We start from the raw sequence: 24,548 nt of genomic DNA, 5'->3' as shown, positions 1-24,548 counted from the left end.
CTTACAGATGATTCAATTTTTGTAGGTCGCGACTTTAGCCCAACAAGACGTAATATGTCGTGGTGAGTTTTTTGTCGGCCTAAAGGCACGACTTACAGGTGATTCAATTTTTGTAGGTCGCGGCTTTAGCCCGACAAGACGTAATGTGTCGTGGTGAGTTTTTTGTCGGCCTAAAGGCACGACTTACAGGTTCAAGCATTTTTAATCAAGGTAGTTGGCAAACATAACCAGTGAGTAACGTTTTCCCGTCTTCATTTTGCTCACTCCGTGAATAAGATTACCCGAATGAAGCAAGGCCTCTCCTTGCTTCCAAGCAGCTCTTTCTAGGTTATCGCCGTTTAACATGACAAAGTGCCCTCCCGAAAAATCTGCTTGATCATTCAATGCAATGACGCAGGTGTAATCACAAATATCGTGATGAAAAGGTATCAGTGGCCTTGTTTCCTCTGAATAAAGGCGAAGAAACAACGAATACCCAAGTTGAGGCGATAGTCCATGCGAAAGTGACTTATCAAGCATTTTAGGAAGGTCAAGAATGGTCTGACAAGTTTCCTTTCCAACCAGTTGAGCAAACAACTCTAGAGACACATCAACCTGATATTCAGGAAAGTCATCAACACTATCAATGACGGCGGAAGAGATATTGTCATCAATAAACTGAACTAATGCGAAGCACTGAAACTCCGTCAGCACCAGAATATGTTCCTTGAGATGAAAACGCTGCGGCTCCGTTATGCCTGTTTGATTGCCATAACCCCTAACAACGTCTTTTTCTGCTTGGGTGGCGAACTGTGGGTTAGCGTTTTCCAACAGATACTTTTTTATAACAGGGCATTCAAGACGACGATAACGCTTGTACGCCCGATGTTCTAGCCAATCAATTTTCTCTTTGATACATTCAAAACTAACAAGAGGACGAGCAATCGGCTGAGCAACCGCCGCGTAAAATATCCATTCGTCATTTAAACCACTCTGTGACTCATATGTTGCATTCAACACGTCTGGTCTTGAGATCGACGGGAGATCAATTTGAAATGCGATGACGACTCCTTCCCCAGCAAGTCGATGCCTTTGATACCCACTGACAATATGCATAGAACCGCATTCAAGTTCTACAGTCATTCGCTCTTTTGACTGCAAACACATTTGTGCGCCTGTATTGAAATCAATTCTGATGTAAATACACAATGATGCCTTGCCGCGAGCGAACGCTTCCTTGGCGTGCTGTTCGATGCTTAAAATCACTGGTAATGTCACGGTGGCTCTTTCAAGCGCAACACTCTCGCTCATAAGGTATCTATAGACTCTATCTATTGCATCCTTAAAGACTTTCCAGCCACGACAGTCGATAAGCGATTGAGCATTTCCATTTTCTTTTTCGCACCAATGCTTTAAGTGCGGATCATTGATCACAGCTCGATATTGCTGCCATGCGGCCCGACTCGAAAAGTGCTTAAAAAACGCATTTCGCCATAGCACATGTTGTTCAATATCGGGCAAATAAATATCATCTTTTTCAGAGTACAAATCGGTTAATTCAGCAATGGGTGTCTTCAAACCATTCATATCAGTATTCCTTTCAACCTCTTCCATTTAAATAAAAATAAAGTTGTAAAAATAATTTCGACACTTTAACCTAATTAAATAGATTAATCACTGTACAAACATAAGCGGTGAAAAATTAACATTAAATCAACGATTAAAAAAGGAATTAAAAATGGCTATCGATATTTGGTTCCCACTCGCAATATACTATGAAGATATTGAAAATTCTGCAGATCATAAAAACAGCATGCTAGATAAGATCTACTCACTTAAAAGCAAAGTAGTGACAAAAAGAACCAACGATCAATCCAGTTGGACGGGAGATGTACATGATATAGATCAGCTACACAGTGACGCAGATTTTTCATGGCTCACAACGGAAGTTAAAAAACACGCAACAAACTATCTTAAAACGCTTGGATTGGATCTCGGTAAGATTGATATTTATGCCCAGCGTTCATGGCCTATCATCGCCGAAAAAGGACAAAGCGTATCCAGACACACTCACCCTAATGCTAATTTAAGTGTCGTGTACTATGTCTCTGTAGGATCTGGAGCCGACTCGGGCGCAACACGTTTTTTTAACGTAAATAAATATAATGAACTGTCTGGAAGCCTTAGTTCTAGCATGACTGAAGCCTATTGTGACTTTAATACACTGAATTTTGAACAGGTTGATTACGCACCAAAAGAAGGTCGGATTGTGATTTTCCCATCCAAACAACCCCATGATGTAACCGCAAATAAATGCGATGACCCAAGAGTGTCAATTTCGTATGACCTAGTGATTACCGCTAAAAAACAAACCGACGACGGGACTCCAGAGTTCCTGATGCCCTCACCTGACCGCTGGGTAAAACTGTAATACACTTCAATTTAATCTTCTTTTATCAGGCTAATTTTCATCTAACACAACTCAAGTAATTGATAAATATTAGCCTTTTTGTCTCTCTTCATGTGCACTATCTCTCCAAAAAACTCGTGTAACATTGTGTAATTTACTTATTTACTTTTAAGTATAACTATAAGCCGTCCAAATATAATAAAAAGACAATACTGAAATTTTAGAAAATAAAGAGCAATACAAGATCATTTTTTTAAAAGACCTGTCGAACGCTATTTACTTTTTAATGCTTTATAAGGGAGGGTAAATCGTCAAGGCAGACAATATGGAAACATAATAGAGAGGATTAAAAAATGAGTAACACATTAACGGCAGAACATAAGAAAAATCAACTAACCGAACTTGCAAAACATAATATTGTGCAAGCTGACATTATTCCTGAAATCAACACATCAGGATCCGGTAATGGCGTTGTATTATCGTCGAATGTCAACGAATCACACTATGCCCCTTCTGGTTGGGTAATGGCGACCAGTATCAAGGACCTCAAAGACAAGCTTGGGGTTAAAGACGATGAAATCGATGCTGGAACCAAGTCGGATCATCACATTAACTACCCACCAGAACCTTCCTCAACTTTATTAAAGTTGCATAAAGATTCCCCTGATGGCTGTTCATTTGAACGCAATCTACACGAAAACTATAAGCAGGATGCCCATCACCTTGCCAACGCCACACTTGCCTACGTCATGGGACACTCCCAAAAAGTAAAAAAATACGAAGACGCCATCAACAAAGTCAGCTTCCCTAAACCAATGACGATTCCAGTTTTTGCGGCAGAAAATGTCACTGTCTCTCCGGGTAACCCCTTAATACTAAAAAGCGAAGATAACAAACCAATTGTGGTGAATTTTGGCACTGTCACTGTAGAACAAGGTGGTGAGATCCAGATTATTGGTGGCTCCACACAATGGACCTCTCAAGTCTTTACCCAAAAATAGCATGAGCAACTGTTTTAACTCATAACCATTTTTTACTTTTCAAAGGGACAAGATCATGACTACAACTTTCAGATTTGGCGCAGACAATGGCTCTAACGGACAACCAGGTGGTGTGGGTAGCACTGGCGGACCTGGTTCAGATGGCAACACAAGTACTCAGTCGGGAGGTAAAGGCGCAAAGTGCACACAACAACCTACCAATGGTTCTCAAGGTGGAACTGGCGGGATTGGGGGAAAAGGTGGCGACGGTACAAATGGCCTAAATTATGGCGGTGGATCAGTGTCATTGGGCAATGTTACGGGTGAAGTTACTATTTTATACGGAGCAGGCAATGGCGGTACTGGTGGTGCTGGTGGTGCTGGTGGTAATGGCGGTCAAGGCGGCAAAGCAGGCAATTGCACAGACTTATGCACCCCTGCAAGTAATGGTGTTCAGGGTGTCGGTGGTGCTGGCGGCAATGGTGGCACAGGCGGCAATGGCGGCAACTCGGCAGATTTATATGTGACGGCCTCAAACAATGCGCAAGTAAGCATAACTTACTCGACAGGTCTTGCTGGAACAGGTGGCGCTGGCGGCGCTCCCGGTCAGGGTACAGGAAATAACGGCAGCGGTTCCGTTGGAACCAATGGTAAAAATGGCACCGTCGGCAAGGTGTATGTGACCACCGCTTAATTGAACACGTTGATTTGGCGTATCAAATCAACCATTAAACATACATTTTGTAATAACAAGCACGCATCACATTGTCGTTCTGATGTACGAGAGGTACGTGCTTGCTACTACTTACAGAGGGAACAAGTATGAGCAATCAGTTAAACATAATCGCGAATGGAATAAATGGTGTCGATGGCAAACCTGGAGCGACTGGCTCTGTAGGCGCGACAGGTGAAAACGGCCATGACAGCTCTTCAAAAAGTAGCTGCAGTGGTAGCAGTTGTGTACCCGCCACAAAAGGCGGTGAAGGGGCTCCAGGCGGTAAAGGCGGAGAAGCGCAAAATGGCGAAGCTGGCACCAGTGCAAAAATGGTGACATTTCGAGCCAAAAGCTACAGCCAAAACCTTACCGTCAATATTGAGTTAGCGGGGGGTAATGGCGGAGCTGGCGGCACTGGCGGCACTGGCGGCGCGGGTGGCAACGGCGGTGCAGGTGGTACAACCAGCGGCTCAGCATGCAAAAGTGAAACACCGACAAATGGCGGTAATGGCGGTAACGGCAATAATGGTGGCACAGGCGGAAACGGTGGTGCTGGTGGTAACGGCGGCGTTGCACTCGTTCAATATCAAACCGGTAATAGTTTACCTCTTAATGTGTCAGTGAATACCTTAGGCGGAGCAGGTGGTGCTGGTGGTGCTAGCGGTCAAGGTGGGCAAGGAGGACTTGGTGGTGCAGCGGGCACAAATGGAAGTAAAACAGGTAATGCAGGAACGCCTGGACAAAATGGACTCAACGGCGGTGGCGGTAGCCCAGGCCAAGTAGGCAGCAATGGACAACAAAGTGTCGCTGCAGCTGAGATCGATTCTTACGCTCAACTCGTTAGTCAATATGCTGTTCCTGCATCAAATCAGTACACCGGATTAAATGGCGCCACCACCTTAGATGCCTCAGCCACATCAGGCATTGTGCCCTTTCTAACGATTGCAGGTGATATGGATTCAATGCGTGAAATGATTGGCTCCAAATCTGTCAATATTACTCATATGTATGATCACTCGTGCTTACAAGAGTTATCGACTAAGTCTAAAAAAGATCTCGACCGAAGTGAGTTCCACCAATTGCTCGCTCCAACGATGAGTTATTTACTGGGAGATACACAAAAAGTGGCCGCGGTTAAACCCCTATTGGACGATACTATGGCTCAAAAACAGATCGCTATTTTTGCCATTAAGAACGTTGAGATTCCAGTAGGTGGGCTAACAATCACGACGTCGGAAGATGGACCGAATCTAGTTCTTCTCATCACAGAGACAATATCAACTGGTGATATTTCTCTCTCCCCTATGCTGGGGTTAACCGTTAATACTGACCAACTAACGGGTAATTAATATGTCTCCTTTAAACGATAGATACCGTACTTCAGACGACAGTGATTCAGTTTTTGATTCTGCCATCGCGGTTGATTTACTACCACTGGCGCAATTGGCAATGACCTCAAGTGACCTGACTAATGTATTCCTGCCACCGGGTTGGAATAAATTAGCCATTGTAAACTGTGCCCCGCAGCCATTTCAGTATCCTGGTGTTAAAGGCTTTTTAGCGTCCGGTCGCGTGGGGAACGATACCAGCACATCCGCCGTCTTGGCGTTGGGTATCGACTGGTCAAGCTGGATGCAATATTACATGAATGGTTCAATACAAGGCACGCCTGCTTCTTCATGGACAGGCGCACCTTCTGGCTCCTTGATCTCTTTGACCTATAACGCCATGTATAATGCAGTACGGGCGTCGTTGTGGGACAGTCTCAAGTTTCTTTCTGGTAAAAAACTAAGAGTCACAGGGGTGAGTTTATCTGGCCCTTTGGCGCAAATGGCGGCGCTGGATCTAAGATCTGGCAACAAAGGTCCCACTCAACAGAGCGCGCCAGGTAACGTAGAAAGCTATGCCTTTTCAACAGGTGCCATTGCCAATTCAGCGTTTGCCGCTTATCTAAAAAACGAGGTGCCAAATAGCTACGCCATAATAGCGGGAACGGAAGACAACAAAATTGACTTCTTTCCGCTCAATAATAACAGTGAATTAAATAGCGAACTTGGCGAATTAATCGAGCTCTCTTCTTCATTGCCAGAGTTTGACGTACCTTGGATAGAACGCTCTGCAGACTTCTATCTAAAAGCCATGAATGGCGTCCCAAATCCACCACCTTCTCAATCAGGTGCCGTTGAGCAAGTTCCAGGCTTTAGTCGTCAGCTTGCTTTTCAATTTGCCAATTTATGCGCCGTGAGTTATCAGCGCTTTCAACATCCGAATGCGCAAACCATGAACATCTCACCCTATAGTGTTGGAAAAAGCATTACTGCAAATGGTGTAAACTTTGCCACTATTTATACCAGTGTGGATAGTTTAGCGGTTGCCTTTCGTGGTGCCTGTACTTGGCAAGAATTTGCAGACTACGTATCCAACTCCCAAACCAAAACCCTCACCATAAGTGGTACCAATGTCAGTGTTCACACTGGCACCGCCAATCTATTTTATGGACCGAGTGATACAGGTGACTCGACTACCTTTAAAGAAAAGCTGCTTAGCGAAATTCAAGCAGCACTTGGTGATCGCACCAATATCTACTTTACGGGTCATGACATAGGCGGAGCGGTTGCTAACCTAGCAGCATTGGATTTTGAAAGCTCCAACTCACTATCAATTACATCAGTTTATACCTTTGGTGCAACACCAACCGGAGGCCCTGATCTCAAAAACTTAATGGCAAATACTTTTAGCCAGACATGCTTTCAAGTAAACCGTTCCATCGACCCTTTTGCCAAACTCTCAAACGTGCTGATTGGCTATGCGAGCCTTGATACGCAAGTTAGCGTCACCGGCATTCCAGTAAATGACTGTTATCCATACCATTCCATTAAGTCATATTCCAATCTGCTTGATCCTAAGGAGTAGGCATCATGTCCACGAACTCTAATTTCATTAGCATCTCGGGGTTAGACCCTGCCCTCACTCAGTTAGCTGAAATGGTGGGACTATTAAAAGCCAGCCAAGGTGACCCAGATGAGTTACTTCTTCAGGGTGACTGGTTTGAAAACCCGATTGAAAAGAGTTCTGATGGTATTAAACAGAACCCTCAAGCGTTTGCAGAGTTACTAGCAACCTTGCTAGGTGAGGTTTCTGGTCATGCATTAGGCATACCTACAAAAACACCTGGATTACTAGGTAATTGGCACGCCATACCTAACCCAGAATCAGGGAAGCCAACAGGCCTTTACCTTGTCACAATGGAAGATGACCTCGAGAAAGGAATCTATACTTTCAGCATAGGTGTCATGCACGGGTGGGAGTTAACGGCTGACGAGCAAACGATCGACATTAGCGGATATGGGTTAATCCCTCTTTTACAGCTCGGAAATGGCAACTTATCGGCTGTTTTAGGTGAAAAGGGTTACCCTATTACGGTCGGATTAACGGGTGCTGGGGCCACTATGGATAAAGGTATTCCGCTGATAAAAGCAGGAGATCTGTCTTTCAATGGTGCCAAAATTAGTGCTGCTTTAGATATTGCAAACTCGGATGATCCTTTCCAGCTGTCCATTGATGTACTTTCTTTAAAACTACCGGGAGAAAAAGTTGCTAGTAATCGCTCTCTTGCTGATTTAGCGGCCATTAGTGGTTCAGAAATCATTCAGACCGCCGCTAGCCTTTTTGTTACCGCCTTAACGGAAATACTAGGCGCCGAAGAAGAAGGACCATTACAGTATTTACTACCCATTTTTGGTCTTTCTAGCACTATCCCAAATCACCCTGATTTACCTGATCTGCCTATTCTTCGCTGGGATACTTTATTTTCATCCGAGCAAGCTGGTGATGTCTCAGCACCTTTTAGAAACTGGTTTAGGGAACTTACCGCTAACACAGAGCTGTTGAAAGCGTGGTTAACCGCCGTCGTTGGGTTTACAGGAAACCTTACCGCTAACATAAGCGGCAGCGGTACACGGGAAGATCCACTAAAAGCGCCTATCGTATCAATCGATAATATTGGCGCGTTATCATTTTGTATTGGCTCAAATGTGAATTCTGATGGAACGCGTATTGTGTATCCAGGAATATCATTTAACGCCACACCTTATGCCTTTGACGATGATATTAGTCTATGTGTAGCAGCAGATTTGGAACTTGCGACCTTTATGCTCAGCGCTGGTCGCACAAACTTCGTACCCTCTAACTTACAATTCGATATTAGCATCAGTCTGCAAAATGCATCTGGTCCACTGGCCAGTTACGAAGGCTATCGTTGCGATATGTTAAAGGGTGGCTTAGCGCTTGCGTGGGCAGGAGGGACCATCAAGGTCGTTCCCTCTTTGCAACTTACGGGAGTTAGCATTCCAGATAACGATTTGGGAACCGTCGATTTATTATCACCTTCCTCTTTTTCGAATGCAGCTTCAGCGACGCTGGGCAGTGTTTTAACGCAATCGTTAACCACACTGCTGAACTTAAACAATGGCAATGAAGCCAGTGATAATGCCGCCAGACTGCTTGGTATTCTCCCCCCTATTGAGTCTGGTTGGCCTGAAAATCTTGCACCGCCTTTATCTAGCACAGAGATCGTCAATAGTTTGGCGAACCCCGTTGCAGCAATGGGAAATTATTATCAAAACATCGCCAATTCTTCAACAACGGTCAACAACTCGGCACCTTTCACTTTTATATTACAAGCGTTAGCTGGACTACTCACGGCAGCCACTTCGTCGCAAACCATCTCTGTCACAGGCGAAGGTGCTGAAAACAATCCATGGACAGTGTCCCTAGACACTGGTGACGCAACCCTACCCGCTCATTTATTGATCTGGAAAACACCAGAAAGCGGAAACGTACAAACACTGTCTCTAGCCGTCTCTTTAACGCCTAAAGTCAATGTTGCGGATCTCAATGTTAATCCTTCTATTGTTTTGCAGATTCTAGACATGAATTTTGCTGACTCAAAGGTGAATGGCGTTTGGCTACCAAAAGCCTATGCTGAGATTTCGCTTCCAGACGGTTATACCTCGCCAAGTATTGCGGATGCTTCCTTTTCAGTCACAAACGCGAAACTGTCAGCCTGTTGGGCTCGGGCAAACGGATGGAGTTGGTCTCTGCTGGCAGGCAAACCTACTTTGACAATTGGTAATGACCAGCCAATCGAGTTAGGACAAGATATTAATTTCAGTGATAAATCTAGCCTTGATGATCTGGTCACCACCGCTGCAGATACATTCGCACCTATGCTTACCGGACTAATGGGTGCCGCTTTGATTAATACCAATACACGACCCGGATTAGCCTTTACCGCCCTTGCTGGTCTTTTACCGGATGTTTCATCAGCACCCAATTATCCATCAGGGTTACATTGGCCAACACTGGCGCCCTTGCAGCTGACGGATCTGTTCACCGATCCAAGACAAGCTTTGAGAGACCGTGTTTGCGAACTGTATGCAGATCAAGCAACAGGCTCCCAAACTATGTCTTTACTCAGTTGGGCGCTTACACCCAGTTTGAATTCAGCACCCAATATCAAGGGGGACATGACCTTTGACTCACCGCTCCAAGTTCCGATTGGTGAAACGGGGCTGATATTGCTCAATTGGTTTGTCGCACAACAGAAAACACTAGGAATAGGCCTAGGTAAATGCCTAGACATTGATTATAACAACGACATTTCAGTCGCCATTACCAGTCGGGTTAATGCCGTTGCTTTTGATATGGCCAATGGCAGTGTGATTTTGGATGCCGAGACACCATCAGCCTCGCTGGTAATGAGAGTCTATAGCAAGAATGGTGACTTGATTCCAAATCAGCACGGGGTTCAGCTGGGCGCGTTTGACATTGGACTGAGTTGTGATTTTTCCAACAATCAGGTTCAAGTCACACCTATTGTAAGTTTAATGAATGTCCAATTTCCTGACGAGGCGCTTCAAGCGCTCGTCACACTGGACGAGTTTGAAGAATACAACGCTCAACTCCAACAATCTTTTTTAACACTACTCAACGCAGGGATAACGACACTTGCTGGCTCGGCCGTTGATAATGCATCTTTCCAAACAGCGTACAATCTTTTAGTTTCTCTTGGTATGGCGGTCCCAAGACCAAATGCGGATTCTCTCTATGGTATCAATCCAACAGGCTGGACAGCCTTATTTGCGAACCCAACGGAATTTTCAAAAACACGTCTTCTTAACTTATTGGTGAATCCCGATTTACGTTCCCAACTGTATGATCTTCTCCAAAAAGCATTGGGCATCTCAATTACAACACCACCAACGCCAGTGCTTGCTTTGTTCCAAGCTCTGGACTTTATTGGTGATGAGTTAGAAGGTTATCCGTTAAATCCAACGATTCTTCTACCGTTTTTCAATAACCCCATATCGACGGTTAAACAACAGGCCCAACTATTAGCCAAGGATACAGCGAAGCTGCAAACACTGGTTGCTGCACTAGCCGGAAAGACCAGTATTCAATTCCCAGAAGCATCACCTTGTTTCGAAATGTCATTGGTTCAAGGAGCCAGTATTCAGGTCCGCACCTTGCCTAATGCTTTTATCCTTGGTGACGTAATAGGCATAAACGGATCAATAAGTTTCGATATACCAAACTTGTCTTTAACCACTGACATTTGTCTGGATATGATCCCTGTCTCGGTGTCACTCGACACCGCATTACAAGTTTTCTTCACTGCAAATGCGCCAGCAGCAAACTTTGCTTGTGATTTAGTATGGGGAGATAGAAGTCTACCATCCGCTATTCCCTTAACAGTGTATCCATTCGACGCAGATCAGTTTGTTAATCAGGTCACACAGCTGGCTCCCGTCTATGCTCTCGATGTATTAACAGGCGCAGTCATAGAGTCTGAGTTAGTAAATCAATACCCTCTGCCCAGAATTGTCTTGCAAGGCCTTGGCATGGTGGTCGAAACAGACCCCGGACATTACCGCGTACCTGCCTTAGCAGGATTACTACGCGACCCTCTAGGTTGGTTATTATCCGACTCCGTTTTGGGGACCAATGGGCAATTCAGTATTCCTTCGTTTGGCAAGATTCTCACACGTTTAACCAGCGCCGCTCCTGACGGTTGGCAATCGACAAATAACATCTGTGTTACGCCTAGCAACACGGCTTTAACGGTTTCGGGTCTGCCTTATCACTTTTCGTTGAGTTTCAGTATCAATGACAATAACGATCTGGTTCTGATACAGGCTTCCACTGGTGGCTTCTCTATTGCAGGAGAAACGGCGACATTAAATACGCTATCTGCTGGTTTAACGCTTAATGCGAACTTCCAACCCGCCATAGTGGGAAATACTATCGTCAGTACATCTATGGCTGACGGCTGGTTCGTTAACACAGGCTTTGACAAAAATGTGTTTACCCTAGCTATCGGTCAAGGCGCTGTTGATTCTCCGTCCGGTTTACAATTGGATATCCTGCCATTTTTGGGTTGGGGAAACCTTGCTGAACAAGCCACTAAAATGCTCGCGCCCACCGTTGTCAAAATGGTGGTGCCTAAAGTACTTGATGGTCTCAAGCAAAAAGACGCCACAAAAGCATTCGCGGAAAAATTGCAACAGTTTGGTACAGACCTAAATTTAGCGGGATTAATCGACAACCTAGTACAGGCGTCACCATTCACGGCGGAAAACATTGAACAACAGGCGTTAAACTGGTTGCTACAACGCTTTGACAGCACAAATAAAGACGCCACGGCTAACGCGCTCGTCCTCTTGTTCTCAGAAATTACGCCAATAAAAAATGCCATTTCCAGTAGTGAAGGTCTGGTTAAATATAAGCCCAGTGACAAAATCCCTGTCACCATTGAGCTGGGAGCAAACTCAAATAACCTTCTAGGCCTATGGGCCGCTCTCGAATTGCCAGATAATTTGCCCATCAAAACGGCCATTTCACCAACGGGGATCGGCATACCGTTAACAGGAAGATTTGATCCAGAATTTAGTTTTGGTATCGCATTGACCTTACCTGTGGATGGCGATGTAGGCCCTCAAATTACCCTTGAATTCGAATCAGGCCAACTTGTAATGGGGTTGGATCCCCTTGGCGATTGCTCGGATCTCAGCCTAAAATCGAGCCTTTATCGAGAGTTGTTCCCAGAGTTTTTCCCGAAAACAGACGGACAAAGTAATGACCTTTCCGCGCGAATAGAATCGTGGGTTGTACAGGTGGTTACCAAGGTTCTGCCTCGTTATATTTCTGTGGTTCTACTTAACCAAGACACAGTCAAAAAATGGCTGGAACAACCTCTGTTTAACCCTTCACCCGAACCGACTCCTGCCAGTATTTTGGCTCAAACTGAGTTAATACAGGTCAAAGGAGAAGCCCCTGATCAGACATATATTTTATCTAGTCTGGACACTCTAGAAAGCATCACCGTTTCCGCCTTCATAGGTAACTTGATCAAAGCCATGCTTAGCACGCAAATTACCGTCATCACTTTTAATGGCGGTAAAGGTGAAATCACGGTTGGCCCAAGTCCTACCAACCCTGACGCATTTGGTGCACGTATACAAGTGGCTGATATGGCGTTTAGCAGCCTGCCCTATATCCGACTTCAACTCGGTGCAGAGGATACAAAATGGATTAAACAGGCCAACGGCGACCTTGGCGCACTGGCAAACGCAAAAGGACTTTCTGTTTATATACCAGTGACAGGCAGCGGCGCAGACATCAAGCCCGATTTTGATCACGTCGAATTAAATTTGGTCAATACGGGACTTGATTTCATCGGCAAATCCAGCGCACCACTCGTATCGCTTTCCCGTTTTCAATTAGGATCGGTCTCACCAAGAGGACTTATTGCCTTTGACCTAGGTAAAGACAATAAGGTGACCGCCTACGGTGGTGAGCTATCGTTAAAAGACATGATGCTTAGCTTGGCACCGAATACACTAACTGAAGCTGGAGGAGGCAATCCTGTCGCACAAAACTTACTTGGCTCGGGCACCTCAGACAACACACAAAACCCACCAGCCAACCCTAGTTTTAGCCTAAGCACGGGCTATATTCAGGATCAAAACGATAATGGCGGTCTATACGTCAGTCTGGTTGGTAGTGACGCTGGAGAAAATGCGGTTGTCGTTAAAGTAGACAGAACTTTTGGACCACTCTTTATCGGTTCCGTCGGTCTGGGATGGGAGCAAGCAGACTACTTGCTGGATATCCTTTTTACAGGCAATGTCTCGCTGGCGGGCCTCAAAGCCGACATGACCGGATTGACGGTTGGTATTCCAGTCAAAACATTGGCGGATTTATCGTCTTACAAACTGGATTTACAAGGCCTAGATGTCACCTTTAACGGTGGATCGGTTGAAATCAGCGGTGGGCTGTTAAAGACCACAACGCCACAACTCATGTACACAGGTGCTGCCTTGGTCAAGGCTGCCTCTTTCTCTATTTCCGCAATGGGCTCCTACACCTTGCTCACCGATGGAAAGACAGGAAAGACATCCCCTTCCCTATTCATATTTGGTGCCTTAAATGCCCCACTGGGTGGTATTCCAGCCTTCTTTGTAACCGGTTTGGCAGCTGGATTTGGCTACAACCGCTCCTTGGACATTCCTTCCGTCGGTGAAGTACAGAATTTCCCCTTGGTTTCTGGCGTCAACGATGGCTCATTTAGTGAGGGACAGAATCCGGAAAGTGCTTTAGAAGTACTCAACAATGTCATAGCGCCATGCGTTGGCGACTACTGGCTAGCCGCTGGGTTGAGCTTCACAACCTATAAGTTACTCAACTCTCAAGCGCTTATGATACTGAAATTTGGTCGAGTGTTTGAAATCGACTTACTGGCACTTTCCTCTGCTTTATTGCCACCAGAAGTACCTAAATCGCTCGCGCTTGCCTATGTTGAGCTTGCAATCAAGGTGAGTATTAACCCAGAGCAAGGCGTTGTATCGGCAGAAGCTCAATTAACCCCCAACTCATACATCATTGCGAAAGATTGTAAATTAACCGGCGGATTTGCCTTCTATCTTTGGATGAAGAACATTCAAGCCGAAGATGGCACGCCTATTTCTGCGGGGGATTTTGTCATCAGTCTTGGTGGTTATCACCCTGCGTTTGTTGTCCCAAGCTACTATCCTGTTGTGCCTAGACTCGGCTTCCAATGGTTGTTAGATGTCGGTGATATTGGTCGAGTCGACATAAATGGTGGCGCTTACTTCGCCATCGTGCCTACCGCCATTATGGCTGGCGGCACGTTAAATGTTGTCTTCACCGCTGGCCCTCTTCGCGCATGGTTAATGGCACAAGCCAACTTTTTAATTGAATGGCAACCCTTCTACTTTGACGTTGAAATCAGTGTCAGCATCGGTGCGGCTTTCCATACCGAAATCGCGGGGGTTTCCATCACGATCAGCGCAGAACTTGGCGCAGCACTTTACCTCAGTGGCCCACCTACTCACGGCCATGCAAAAGTATCTTGGTACATTATTTCGTTTACCATTCCAATTGGTGATGAAACAAATGCCACCAGCAACAATAACCTAGACTGGCAAGCTTTCGCTGATAAATTGTTGCCTAGTAGTACAGATAACGGAACCCAGACAAACATTCAAGGAGCGAATAGCTCATTCACCTCTATGACGTTAACCGATGCTGCTAGCGACAAGACGCAACAGGTTATCAAAATTACGGTTGAAAATGGATTGCTGCAAGGTCCAGGCTCAGAGGCTGGAGCGGAAACAGGCTTATGGAAAATCCGCAATGTGCCATTTAGCTTTAATATTTCGAGTGCTATTCCTGTTAGCAAACTAACGGTAACTGGTTTCCAAGACACCATAGGCAGTACGGAAATTGGCGTGAGACCCATGGGGAAAACCACACCGTTAGATGCGCCATTAAGCATTACCATTACCCGAGAAGGCGATGACACACCCATTGACCTAAAGGCACACAATCTTAGTATTGCACCGATAAACAATGGGGTTCCAGCGGCTCTATGGTCCCGTAAACCGCTCGAAAAACAATACGCACCCAATGCATCAGAGATGATTATTTCCGATGTTCTTGTTGGCATACAGTTAATCGCTGACGATTATATCCAGATTCAGGCTATTGCTGAATTTGCGATTAATAATCTTAAATATGACCGCGCGGACGGCATTCTTCCCTATTACTTAACACCACAATACACAGCGTCCACACCCTACGACAAAACAATGCAAGATCAGGCGCTGGAGATATTGCAAGCCAGCATTATGAATAGCGACGTGATTGCTTCAAGAAATGCGGTCTTCGAATCATTACGTTTGCTAGGCATGCAAGCGCCAGCAAATCCGAATCTTTCCGTTATGGCAACGTCTGCGGCTTTGGTTATGCAAGCGCCTCCTGTACTAGCGCCAATAGGCTTGTATCAGAATGGAGGCGTCACTAGCACCAATACCATAATGCTTTCAGAAATCAAAAATACGTCTGCTACCAAAATGACAGCGTCAGCCAAGCCGAAGCTACTGGCCATTCGACGCCAGTACCACAAAATGGGTTCTGATAGCCATGTTTCCCAACAATGCATTCAGCATTGTTGGGTTGACCCTCAAGACAGCACATTGGCACAACATAGCAACAGAGGTGCGGTGCAGAGCATTCACGAAGGAACAATGATGCTATGGGCATTAAAAAATGATGAACCGTATGAACTATCCAATGATGGCTCGGTTGACATCAGAGTTGTCTGTATGGACAAGTACGGCAACCTAGTCAGCGACGCCATCACCAAAGGCGGCGCCACCATAACTTTAAACAATGATGTAGCATCAATCGCTGTTGAAGGCGTCGCAGCCAACCAAAGTACTAACACGCTAGTCGGTTGGGATGCGAATACCATATTAGGGAAAATAAGCGGTGGGCTCTATCTTGGGTCTAATATCGCCGTCCAGACTCAAAATGGAAGCCGTCTAAAAATCAGAGGGAAAAATATCACTCGTGGTTTAGTCAGTGTTAATAGGTTACTAAAGCAGAACAAGTACCTGTCTCCTGATAATACGGAACATTCAGGATGGATTAAAACCATTTTCAGCGATCAGATTCAATACATTGCTGTGACGCTTAATGACATCGTTTCGGATCCTCAGGACCAAATAGTCGTGTCAATCAATCATGATATTCAACCTAATCAGGGTACTTCGGTCACAATAGAGTCCGTGTACTCTGAAACAGTCAATAACCATACCGTACTGATTTATAAGCTGACGGAAGTCTCACTCTATACAGAAGTTGTGGTTCGCCCTCTTAATAATCAAGCCGAGGTAATAGGCATGCAAGCCAGCGTATTTGATCCAGTTTCTACATTAAAAACAAGCCATTCGAACAGTCTACTTATGAGTTCCGCCATCAATCCTAAAGCACCTCATATTATGCAATCCGAGGTGTCATTAACAAAATGTGTCGTCAATTAAACGCCAGAAAAGGATATCGATATGACCATTAAAACATCGAATAGCTCCGTAAGCCCAGGCAATATTCGGTTTCTTAGCGCCGTGCACCCACCACTCGCATCTGGAAGCTATACGGTGAAAGGAACACAACAGATTAATAATCTTGAACAAGGAGGTGTTGATCCTTACATCTCGAACCAAAGCTTTTTTGTTACCGCACCACAATTTACGATAGACCCGTCCAGCATTCATTCCGTTTACCCACCAAAAGGTCAAACGGGGAATTTTTATAAACAAATGCCCTTTATTGTGTTTAACCGCTTTGCTCTTCCTTGGGCTCGAACACTGACACCTGGCGCGGCTCAGACCGACACCTCGCCTCCTTGGATGACCATTCTTTTGGCTTATGAAAGTGACATGCAGGGCGAAACACCTAATATAGGTCGTTATGACACAACAAGCGGAAAGTGGGTTGGTCCAACCACAGTGCCAGCAGAGGATGTGATCGCGGCCAAAACCAATGTCATTGTTCCTGCCATTAGTCATGCAGACATCGCAAATGGACCAGACACCTCAGCACAAATTATGGAGATGAAATATCAATTCTTCTTGGACATAGCCCCTACTCTAGAAGAACTTCCGCTGCTATCTCATGCAAGAGAAGTAGATACTGATAACAAAATCATGTTAGGCATGGATGTTGATGGTTTATTTTCTGTGGTGGTCAGTAATCGAGTGCCTCCTGCAGCAGGAGGAAAATGCACTGCTTTTCTGATTTCCTTAGAAGGTCATCAAGATCATTTACCCACTTACACGCCACCTAAATCAGCCAATGCCGATCAATCTATTCGAGTCGTCGTTTTGGGTGGTTGGGAATTTACAGCAGAAAAAATGCACGGAAGCTTTCGACAGCTAATGATAGATGTCGCAAGCAAAGGTGGTGTCAAGCTGTTACAAGCACCGGGGGATACTAACGATACGATCAATGAAACCGCTAAAGAGGCGGTAGAAATTGGTTATGTAGCACTCAATAATGACTTGCGAATCGGTGAACAAAGTACCTCTTGGTATAGGGGCCCATGTGTTCCCGCGCCGACCAAACAAGTCACTGATTATGCGCCTTATCATTATTCAGATCACGCCATACAGTACGACCCCAAAACCGGGATATTCGATTTATCCTATGCAGCAGCATGGCAGGTAGGCAGGCTTCTAGCACTGTCCGATGGCGCTTTTTCGCAATCTTTATCTAGTTGGCGTCGAACGTATCTCGGAAAAATGCAATCTACTGCAGAACAAACAAGTATTAAATCCAAACTAGTACCTGCTTTGAACGTCGTTTCGAAACCTGCTGAATTAAACGGCACAAACGATAACGTCGTCACTCAACTTCATCATTTTATGCATTTTGTTGCACATCCTGAGACCACCATTTTCCCGAAAGTAAATGTGCGTAAACCGATAAAATCCACAGGAAAACTAAAAGCTAATACGGTTAGCGAATCAAACCGTAAAGAAAGCTCTGACCCTCTGGTGGCACTCGCCAAACAACAAAATGAAGACAGGAGCTAAACCATGAAATCCTGGAAAGACAGACAGTCTATATTTTCTCTGGCGATGCCAAAACCTTCCATTCAGACTTCTGCATTGCGTCAACTTAATACGAGTAAAGCGCGTTCAGATACAAATAATTCATCATTAGAAAATGCCCCACCAAAAGACCTAGTCGATTGGTTAGCACAACTGACATTACTCCAAGGAGTACCGTTTGAGTATCTGGTGCCTTACAGCGCTTTACTGCCCCATGAATCCATTCGTTTTTTCTACATGGATGAAAACTGGCAGGATAGGATGGTAGATGGCGCAATCAGTGTCGGGGTGTCTTCAACTCAGGATAATATGTTCAATGCGGCATGGTACGAAGCGCTTTATGCAGAGGTCCAAGCTCAGCGTCTTAAAATACGAACAGACATGCGCAATCAATCCGCGTTAAGCACCGCTGATTCGGTGATTTCCGGTTTTCTTTTTCGATCTATCGTCGTTGAAGCCTGGCCGGGGATTGAAATCATCGGCACCAAGGACGGAATTCCCCTACCGATTTTGCGTATGGATCGCCTTTCCAGCGGTGTATTACTCTGCTTATTTGCTGGTGTTCCTGACGACGTACAATTTATTGAACCGGGTGAAGGACTGCACTTTGGATTAGATGGTCATGAAGAAGGATCAAGTAAAGTGCTGGTAAGAGGTCTAGGACTGCCTGAAGACAAACCATTAAAAGGTGGAGAGCAGCTCAAAACAAGCGGCGGTTCAGACGACTATTTAACGGCACCAGCCACGTTTCGCGATAACAACAATGGACAAGAAGGTGTTGTCAACGTACTGGATTTACAACATGCCATCAGAACAGCGTTCAGCACTTATACCACGCCTGATGGCTATCAGCCTGGGCTGAGCGCGTTACCAGACGATGGAACCGTGACGCCAGCCGCAATAGCCGTTCAGTTGGTTCGCGGTGCTGGACTCATGGACTATAAAACACCACATTCCGCACACCAGCAGGATAACGAATAGTTAAAGGAGATTCTAATTATGAGTAATGTAGCACCTGTTTGGCCGGGCCCTAGGCTGTTAGTTCCAATGGCATGCGATGTGTTGTTATTTGGTCTCCCCGATCAACAATCCGTAGGAGATTGGGCAAATACTCAAACGAACTACCAAAACCTATATATGGGAGCCGATGCGGGCCCATTACCTTTTAGCACAACGAACCGCCCTGCGCCGGGCGCTCACTTAATGTGGACGCTCCCCAGTACGCTCCGTCATGGTATACAAAGTACAACCACTGGAGAGATGAATTTCCCGTTAGCACCAAACCGTTGGTTGGTCATGCGTATTGCCTATCCCAATAATGCTTCTGCGCCTACTCTAACCGCTGCCGTTATCAATTCGGACGTGCTTAGTACATTTGACCCTAATTTGTCTCAATACCCAGACGGGTCAGGCGCGGCCCCATCTACAATCGGACAATTTCAGAGTTTGCAAGCTTGGACGGCACCACTCAATAGCGGCGGAGATTTCCTCAAGGCACTGGGCCCCGGAAATGTCAGCTGGTCAGCGGGCTACGATAACATAAAGAACGTTTTTTCTTTTCACGACGACCTACCAAATCAGGCCGGAAACTATGCGTATATTGTCGCAGGTTGGTACTCAGCCCCTACCTCTGATCCTGCCTACGCCTTACCAACCGACAATGAGGATGACTGGCAAGACGCATTAGACAAACTAGATTGGAGTATCGGTACTGGTCTCAATGAGGTCACTGATGCCATACAAGCATGGTCTGAGTTTGCCAATGTGTGGGGAGTCAATTCGGGGACGCCTAGCTCTAGCCTTCCAGAGCAATTGCAAAATGCCGCCAAAGCTTGGGCCACTTGGCGCAACACAAACGGTATCAGCGAAGCACAACCAAATTTAGCGAAGCAACTAATCTGTCATTCCCTGATCGCAACCATTAACTGGCAAGGAAAAGACATTGCATACGGTACAGGGGCTCCAGGAGGGGGAACCAAATACCCTACTATTGCTATGGGTAATACCGGGGCTGAGGCCATTGCAGCCTATATGGCGAATCTGGTTGTGAATACCTATCAGCAACAGCCAGACAATATTCCTATTATTGAAAAAGCAATAGAAGCTTTTCAACTCGGTATCCTAAACCAACTCACGACAGATGTGGTTGGAACAGAAGCTCTATTGCAACAAGCAAGATTTAATAGCGTCTCTGGCGGTTCGGTGTGGACTGTGGTTTCAGAATCAAACAGCGATGGGCTCAGTAGTTCAGACACCCAAGTAGTGGCATTAACGGAATCACAAACGGAATCGCTTACGCAACTCAATACACTACAGCAAGAATATAACGAAAAGAACCGAATTCTTGAGTCTCAACGGGGAGAACTGGGAGCGGTTATTTTCAAAGCCAACCATCTAGACCGAAGCTCACCAAATTGGCTAACACCTGACATTTCTGCCGCACTGGATGTTATGGCTCAGGCGGTGTCATCATCTGCATTGGATCTATCTGACCTTACCGATAAAATAAAGCTTCAAAAGGATTCTTTACTCTCTGAGCTTGACGGCGACTTTATTCTTAAACCCATATCCGAATCGCCCTTCTTCCAACCTAATAACCCTGTGGTTCTCGTGGCTGGCGCTGATATCGATACGAAATGGTCCGCTCCGGGTACCTACGGTGGCGAAGATACGCTACGAGTAAGAGTAACAGGCCAAACCGTAACGGGGCTGGAATTGACTTTCACGATCAATTCAGAAGAAAAAACAGCAACATTAGAAGCCAGCGATATTTTCGCCATCAACCAAGTAATATTACCACTAAAAGACAGCGGCTCCCCCACTTCGGTATTAGCTGGTTTACCAAAGGAAATAAGTAGTTTTATTCTGGAAGGTATTTTACTCGATCCCTCAAGTGCCTTGTTTCTAGCAACACTTTGGTTTCAAAAAGTAAACCATACCCCCTCACAAGACGAACTGAATAAACTAACGAATGACATAAAATCAATGCAAACGTCTCTCTGGTCAGAGCCAGGTGGATTAAATGAGCTTTTAGTACAAACCACAACCGGATTCGAAGGCATTGTTCCTTCCGCCGCAGCGGTCAGTTTAAGAAGCGCACAACCTTGGACTCCAGTTTTCGTCGACTGGCAAGTCCGCTGGATACCAAACGCTTCTAGCACTTCACCCTTATCCGACCAGTTAGAAGGCTGGGAACTGAGCGAAATTGATTATTTATACAAGGACACATTTGAGTTAGATAATCCTTCGAATAACGCCTTAAATTTCGTCGGTCGTTCAATAATAAATGTCGAAGCGGCGCAAACTCTGCAAGCGCAATTTTCAAGCTTTAAAGACAACCCAGACTATGATGATTTACCTGAATACATTCGTGACGATCTAGAGTTAGTCGCTGATTTAGTGGGTGGAATTGATATGGTCGCACAATCGTTGAGCGGGTTTAGTGAACAACTAACAACCCGACTGATGAATATGATGCAACCCTATGCGCTTGCTTCTTCAAAGCTTCCGGTTACACAGGAACAAATCGATTTAATCGGTTCTGGGCCTTGGAACTTCCAGCCCAACACAGGAACCGCACCCAATACCAAACCCATTTCTGATGAAGGGTCTTTACCCTTCTTTCCTGTTCGCACAGGCCATATTCAATTAATGAAACTGTGGGTAGTCGACTCATACGGCCAAATACTCGTTGGGCAAAATCCACAAAAAGAGCCAGATCCCATTGACATGCTCGTCTCTCAGAGCATGGTTACAAAAGGTTCTGGAAACGAAAGCGTTGCACAGTTGTCACCACGAATTATTCAGCCTACACGCACAGAACTCAACTTCGTTAATGCAAAGAACGATGGAGAACTGACTAACTCATCCGTACTTACCTCGCCAATCTGCGGCTGGATTATGCCAAATCATCTTGATGACTCGCTTATCGTCTTTGACGCCGAAGGGATAAACCAAGGATCCATCATTGCTATCGAAGGGTCGAACAATACAACGGGGTTAAGATGGGATCAGCCCGTTGGATCTGATGCTCCCTTAGGTTCCTCGCCTGCCTTATCCAACTCCCATTTACAAGGTTTCGTAACCAGCCTATTAAACTTTGGAACTGTCAGTAGCTCAGCTTACGGAGATTTACTTGATATTATCGACTCGGCATTATGGGCAAACGACGCTGCAGGCAGTGTTTCCACTACGGGCAATCTATCTGTTTTACTAGGTAAACCCCTCGCTCTTGTCCGCGCCAAAGTGCAATTCAGCTTACATGGCAGACCTTTATACAATCAATCCTGGGCGAACACTGGGCAATATTATGTCGGAAGTAATGGAAACACCCCAATTTACGACCCTCAACAAACGCCAATCAATCAATTTAACTTCAATATCCGTATTGGAGATCTAGGTTTTCAGACCAACGGTGTCATCGGCTATTTTATTGGCAATCAATACGACACTATATATTCAGCTCATGCTTACACTCCGACTAGCGGTATTAGAGCGGGACTAAGAGTACACCCGATGTCTGGGCAAAGTATTCCTAAAATTCTGGATATGACCTCTACGCCAGATTCAGCATACGTCACCACCAATTATTTGATTGAAATGGCACCGGATGCCGAAGATTTGTACGTTACGCTGCTGGTTGATCCAACCAAAGAAATCCCTCTCATTATGGGAAGTCAACCTGCAATCACTATCGGACTGTCATCAAGCCAATACATCAGTGCACTCAATAGGATGGAAGCAAGTTTCAGGGTAGGCCCTATTTTAACAAATCCGGCTTCGATTCAAATGCCATTACCGGCAGAAATTCGTGGCAAGTGGGGATGGGCTGCACGTACAGACGTCACCGAATGGACAACATCTGACAATGTGGGAAGCCAAAATGGCATTGCCACTCTATCTGATTTGCCTCCGACATTAAGTGAAGGCTGGCTTACTTTATCTCCGAAGAATCTTGGTGGTAACTCCAATTAGTCTCCATTAAAAAGGAATCAAACAATGAACACTTTACTGACGTACCTAATTGAACCACAACAGGTTTTTATCGCAACCACGACAAACCTAACACTGACCATTAGCAATCCGATTACCTCACCTGCTTTGTTATTCGAAGGAGGAAGAGATCCTTCTTCCATAGAAATTACCATCCCCGTAGGTCAAAACGATAACGATTTGACCACAGCGGATACCTTTACGGCATCAACCAATACCACTGGGTTTAGTGTTTCAAAAATCAGTGGTAAATATCAGGTTACATCGAGTGTTGCGTCGGGAACAACACTGAATCCAGGTCAAAGTATTCTTGTCACCTTTACGAATGTCAGTATCTCAGATACGGCTGCGTCAACATCGATTGAGATCGAAGAATTTATTACCTCGTCATCAGCAAGCACATCCATTCCGGTGAATAAAGTAAAAGAAGAACTCGGTATTTATGCTTGGATTGATCCTCTCACCATCGGAGAAAGTGCCACCAGCACGTTATGGTGGCAGACGACCGGAGGCGAAACGGTTACCGTGGCAGGTTCTTCATCACAACCATTTCCAGACAGTTTTCCGGTATCCGGTAAACCACCCCATACCGAAAGCTATACCATTGACGCTCCCATAGGCCAGAACGCTCAGACAACCTATACTTTGCAAGTATTCGCAACTGGTAAAGCACCACAGAAAGCGACGGCGACCTTGACAAAGCATATTCCTGTCATTACCTCTTTCGAGTTAGCTGAAGAAACTCAAGAAGGAGGCATGAACATTGGCCCGACAGAATCAAACAATTTAGCTTGGACCAGCCTGTTCGCCACAGCAGCTTATTGGACTGGTCCTTTAGGTCGCTCACAATGGTATACCAATCCAACCAAATCTCAGTTCCCATCAATCACCCCTGGTCTAGATGTATATAACGCAGCAAATGATAAGAGTAAGCTTCCTGGAACAGCTGAATACAGCCTAACCTTGACAGGTTACGACCCGACGAATAAAGGCCATAGCTTCAGTACATCCATAACACTTGATATCCAGGAAGTTCAACTCGCTTACTTCAAATACGCCAATAATGACGATGGACAACTATCAGGCATCATACACAAAACCATTCCCGACAACTGGCCAGGTTCTCAATATGTTTTCGAACACGATGGTTCTGCCGTATTAACCATTTATCAACCCGGTGGCAATAATAGTATTTACTATTTGGGAGGAGCCGATACATCTCATCCTCAGATTCAATACTTCGGACAGCAAAAAAACATGTCAACCATAAGCTGGGTTACTGCAAACCTTGTCTCTCTCACGTTGAACGGGAAAGACATGAGTGCCATAGACCATGGGCAGTACGAAGCACCTTCTGCCGGTACCTACACGCTGGTAGGAGCCGCGAGTGATGGTACCAAAGTACAAAGTATTTTGTATGTGATTATCTAGCCAAGTAACAATCTGCTATCAAACGCCTCCCTATGCGTTATTCAGGGAGGCGGTTTCATTCTAAT

General features: G+C 45.4%; 11 protein-coding genes. 10 read left to right on the top strand and 1 reads right to left on the bottom strand.

Annotated features, from left to right (window positions below; all coding sequences use genetic code 11):
• Positions 1-201: 201 nt before the first annotated feature.
• Positions 202-1,566, bottom strand: a complete 1,365-nt coding sequence (locus DKT73_RS10430; protein ID WP_111638485.1) for a 2OG-Fe(II) oxygenase — start codon at positions 1,564-1,566, stop codon at positions 202-204.
• A 151-nt stretch (positions 1,567-1,717) separates the two neighbouring features.
• Here DKT73_RS10430 and DKT73_RS10425 point away from each other — a divergent pair, with 151 nt between their 5' ends.
• From DKT73_RS10425 to DKT73_RS10380, 10 genes are all read left to right on the top strand, one after another.
• Positions 1,718-2,410 (top strand): TIGR02466 family protein, encoded by a 693-nt coding sequence (locus DKT73_RS10425; protein ID WP_111638484.1) that lies wholly within the window; start codon positions 1,718-1,720, stop codon positions 2,408-2,410.
• A gap of 332 nt (positions 2,411-2,742) precedes the next feature.
• Positions 2,743-3,390 carry a hypothetical protein gene (locus DKT73_RS10420; protein ID WP_111638483.1) on the top strand — a complete coding sequence of 216 codons (648 nt, stop codon included), beginning with the start codon at positions 2,743-2,745 and terminating at the stop codon, positions 3,388-3,390.
• Positions 3,391-3,445: 55 nt separating this feature from the next.
• On the top strand, positions 3,446-4,063 hold the full coding sequence (locus tag DKT73_RS20405) for a hypothetical protein (protein WP_157959173.1): 618 nt from the start codon (positions 3,446-3,448) through the stop codon (positions 4,061-4,063).
• 128 nt (positions 4,064-4,191) lie between these two features.
• Positions 4,192-5,433 (top strand): hypothetical protein, encoded by a 1,242-nt coding sequence (locus tag DKT73_RS20400; protein WP_157959172.1) that lies wholly within the window; start codon positions 4,192-4,194, stop codon positions 5,431-5,433.
• Position 5,434: 1 nt separating this feature from the next.
• Entirely contained in the window at positions 5,435-6,997 is a 1,563-nt protein-coding gene (locus tag DKT73_RS10405; protein WP_111638480.1) for a lipase family protein, read from the top strand.
• A gap of 5 nt (positions 6,998-7,002) precedes the next feature.
• Positions 7,003-16,491: a DUF6603 domain-containing protein gene (locus DKT73_RS10400; RefSeq protein WP_111638479.1), complete on the top strand. Its 9,489-nt coding sequence runs from the start codon at positions 7,003-7,005 to the stop codon at positions 16,489-16,491.
• 21 nt (positions 16,492-16,512) lie between these two features.
• Positions 16,513-18,042 carry a hypothetical protein gene (locus tag DKT73_RS10395; RefSeq protein ID WP_111638478.1) on the top strand — a complete coding sequence of 510 codons (1,530 nt, stop codon included), beginning with the start codon at positions 16,513-16,515 and terminating at the stop codon, positions 18,040-18,042.
• Between the two features lie 3 nt (positions 18,043-18,045).
• Complete coding sequence (locus DKT73_RS10390) at positions 18,046-19,041, top strand: hypothetical protein (protein WP_111638477.1); 996 nt, start codon at positions 18,046-18,048, stop codon at positions 19,039-19,041.
• 18 nt (positions 19,042-19,059) lie between these two features.
• Positions 19,060-23,034, top strand: coding sequence for a hypothetical protein (locus tag DKT73_RS10385; RefSeq protein ID WP_111638476.1), 3,975 nt, complete (start codon positions 19,060-19,062; stop codon positions 23,032-23,034).
• A 24-nt stretch (positions 23,035-23,058) separates the two neighbouring features.
• Complete coding sequence (locus DKT73_RS10380) at positions 23,059-24,483, top strand: hypothetical protein (RefSeq protein WP_111638475.1); 1,425 nt, start codon at positions 23,059-23,061, stop codon at positions 24,481-24,483.
• Positions 24,484-24,548: the final 65 nt, after the last annotated feature.

The organism is Marinomonas shanghaiensis, from assembly GCF_003259175.1.
Classification (GTDB): Bacteria; Pseudomonadota; Gammaproteobacteria; order Pseudomonadales; family Marinomonadaceae; genus Marinomonas; species Marinomonas shanghaiensis.
Note: the sequence above shows the minus strand (reverse complement) of the source record. Positions and strands in the feature narration are given on the sequence as shown.

What these genes read in the sequence shown, in the direction of transcription:
- DKT73_RS10430 (WP_111638485.1), bottom strand. Translation starts at nt 1,566, where the DNA reads ATGAATGGTTTGAAGACACCCATTGCTGAATTAACCGATTTGTACTCT.
- DKT73_RS20400 (WP_157959172.1), top strand. Translation starts at nt 4,192, where the DNA reads ATGAGCAATCAGTTAAACATAATCGCGAATGGAATAAATGGTGTCGAT.
- DKT73_RS10425 (WP_111638484.1), top strand. Translation starts at nt 1,718, where the DNA reads ATGGCTATCGATATTTGGTTCCCACTCGCAATATACTATGAAGATATT.
- DKT73_RS10380 (WP_111638475.1), top strand. Translation starts at nt 23,059, where the DNA reads ATGAACACTTTACTGACGTACCTAATTGAACCACAACAGGTTTTTATC.
- DKT73_RS10390 (WP_111638477.1), top strand. Translation starts at nt 18,046, where the DNA reads ATGAAATCCTGGAAAGACAGACAGTCTATATTTTCTCTGGCGATGCCA.
- DKT73_RS10405 (WP_111638480.1), top strand. Translation starts at nt 5,435, where the DNA reads ATGTCTCCTTTAAACGATAGATACCGTACTTCAGACGACAGTGATTCA.
- DKT73_RS20405 (WP_157959173.1), top strand. Translation starts at nt 3,446, where the DNA reads ATGACTACAACTTTCAGATTTGGCGCAGACAATGGCTCTAACGGACAA.
- DKT73_RS10395 (WP_111638478.1), top strand. Translation starts at nt 16,513, where the DNA reads ATGACCATTAAAACATCGAATAGCTCCGTAAGCCCAGGCAATATTCGG.
- DKT73_RS10420 (WP_111638483.1), top strand. Translation starts at nt 2,743, where the DNA reads ATGAGTAACACATTAACGGCAGAACATAAGAAAAATCAACTAACCGAA.
- DKT73_RS10400 (WP_111638479.1), top strand. Translation starts at nt 7,003, where the DNA reads ATGTCCACGAACTCTAATTTCATTAGCATCTCGGGGTTAGACCCTGCC.
- DKT73_RS10385 (WP_111638476.1), top strand. Translation starts at nt 19,060, where the DNA reads ATGAGTAATGTAGCACCTGTTTGGCCGGGCCCTAGGCTGTTAGTTCCA.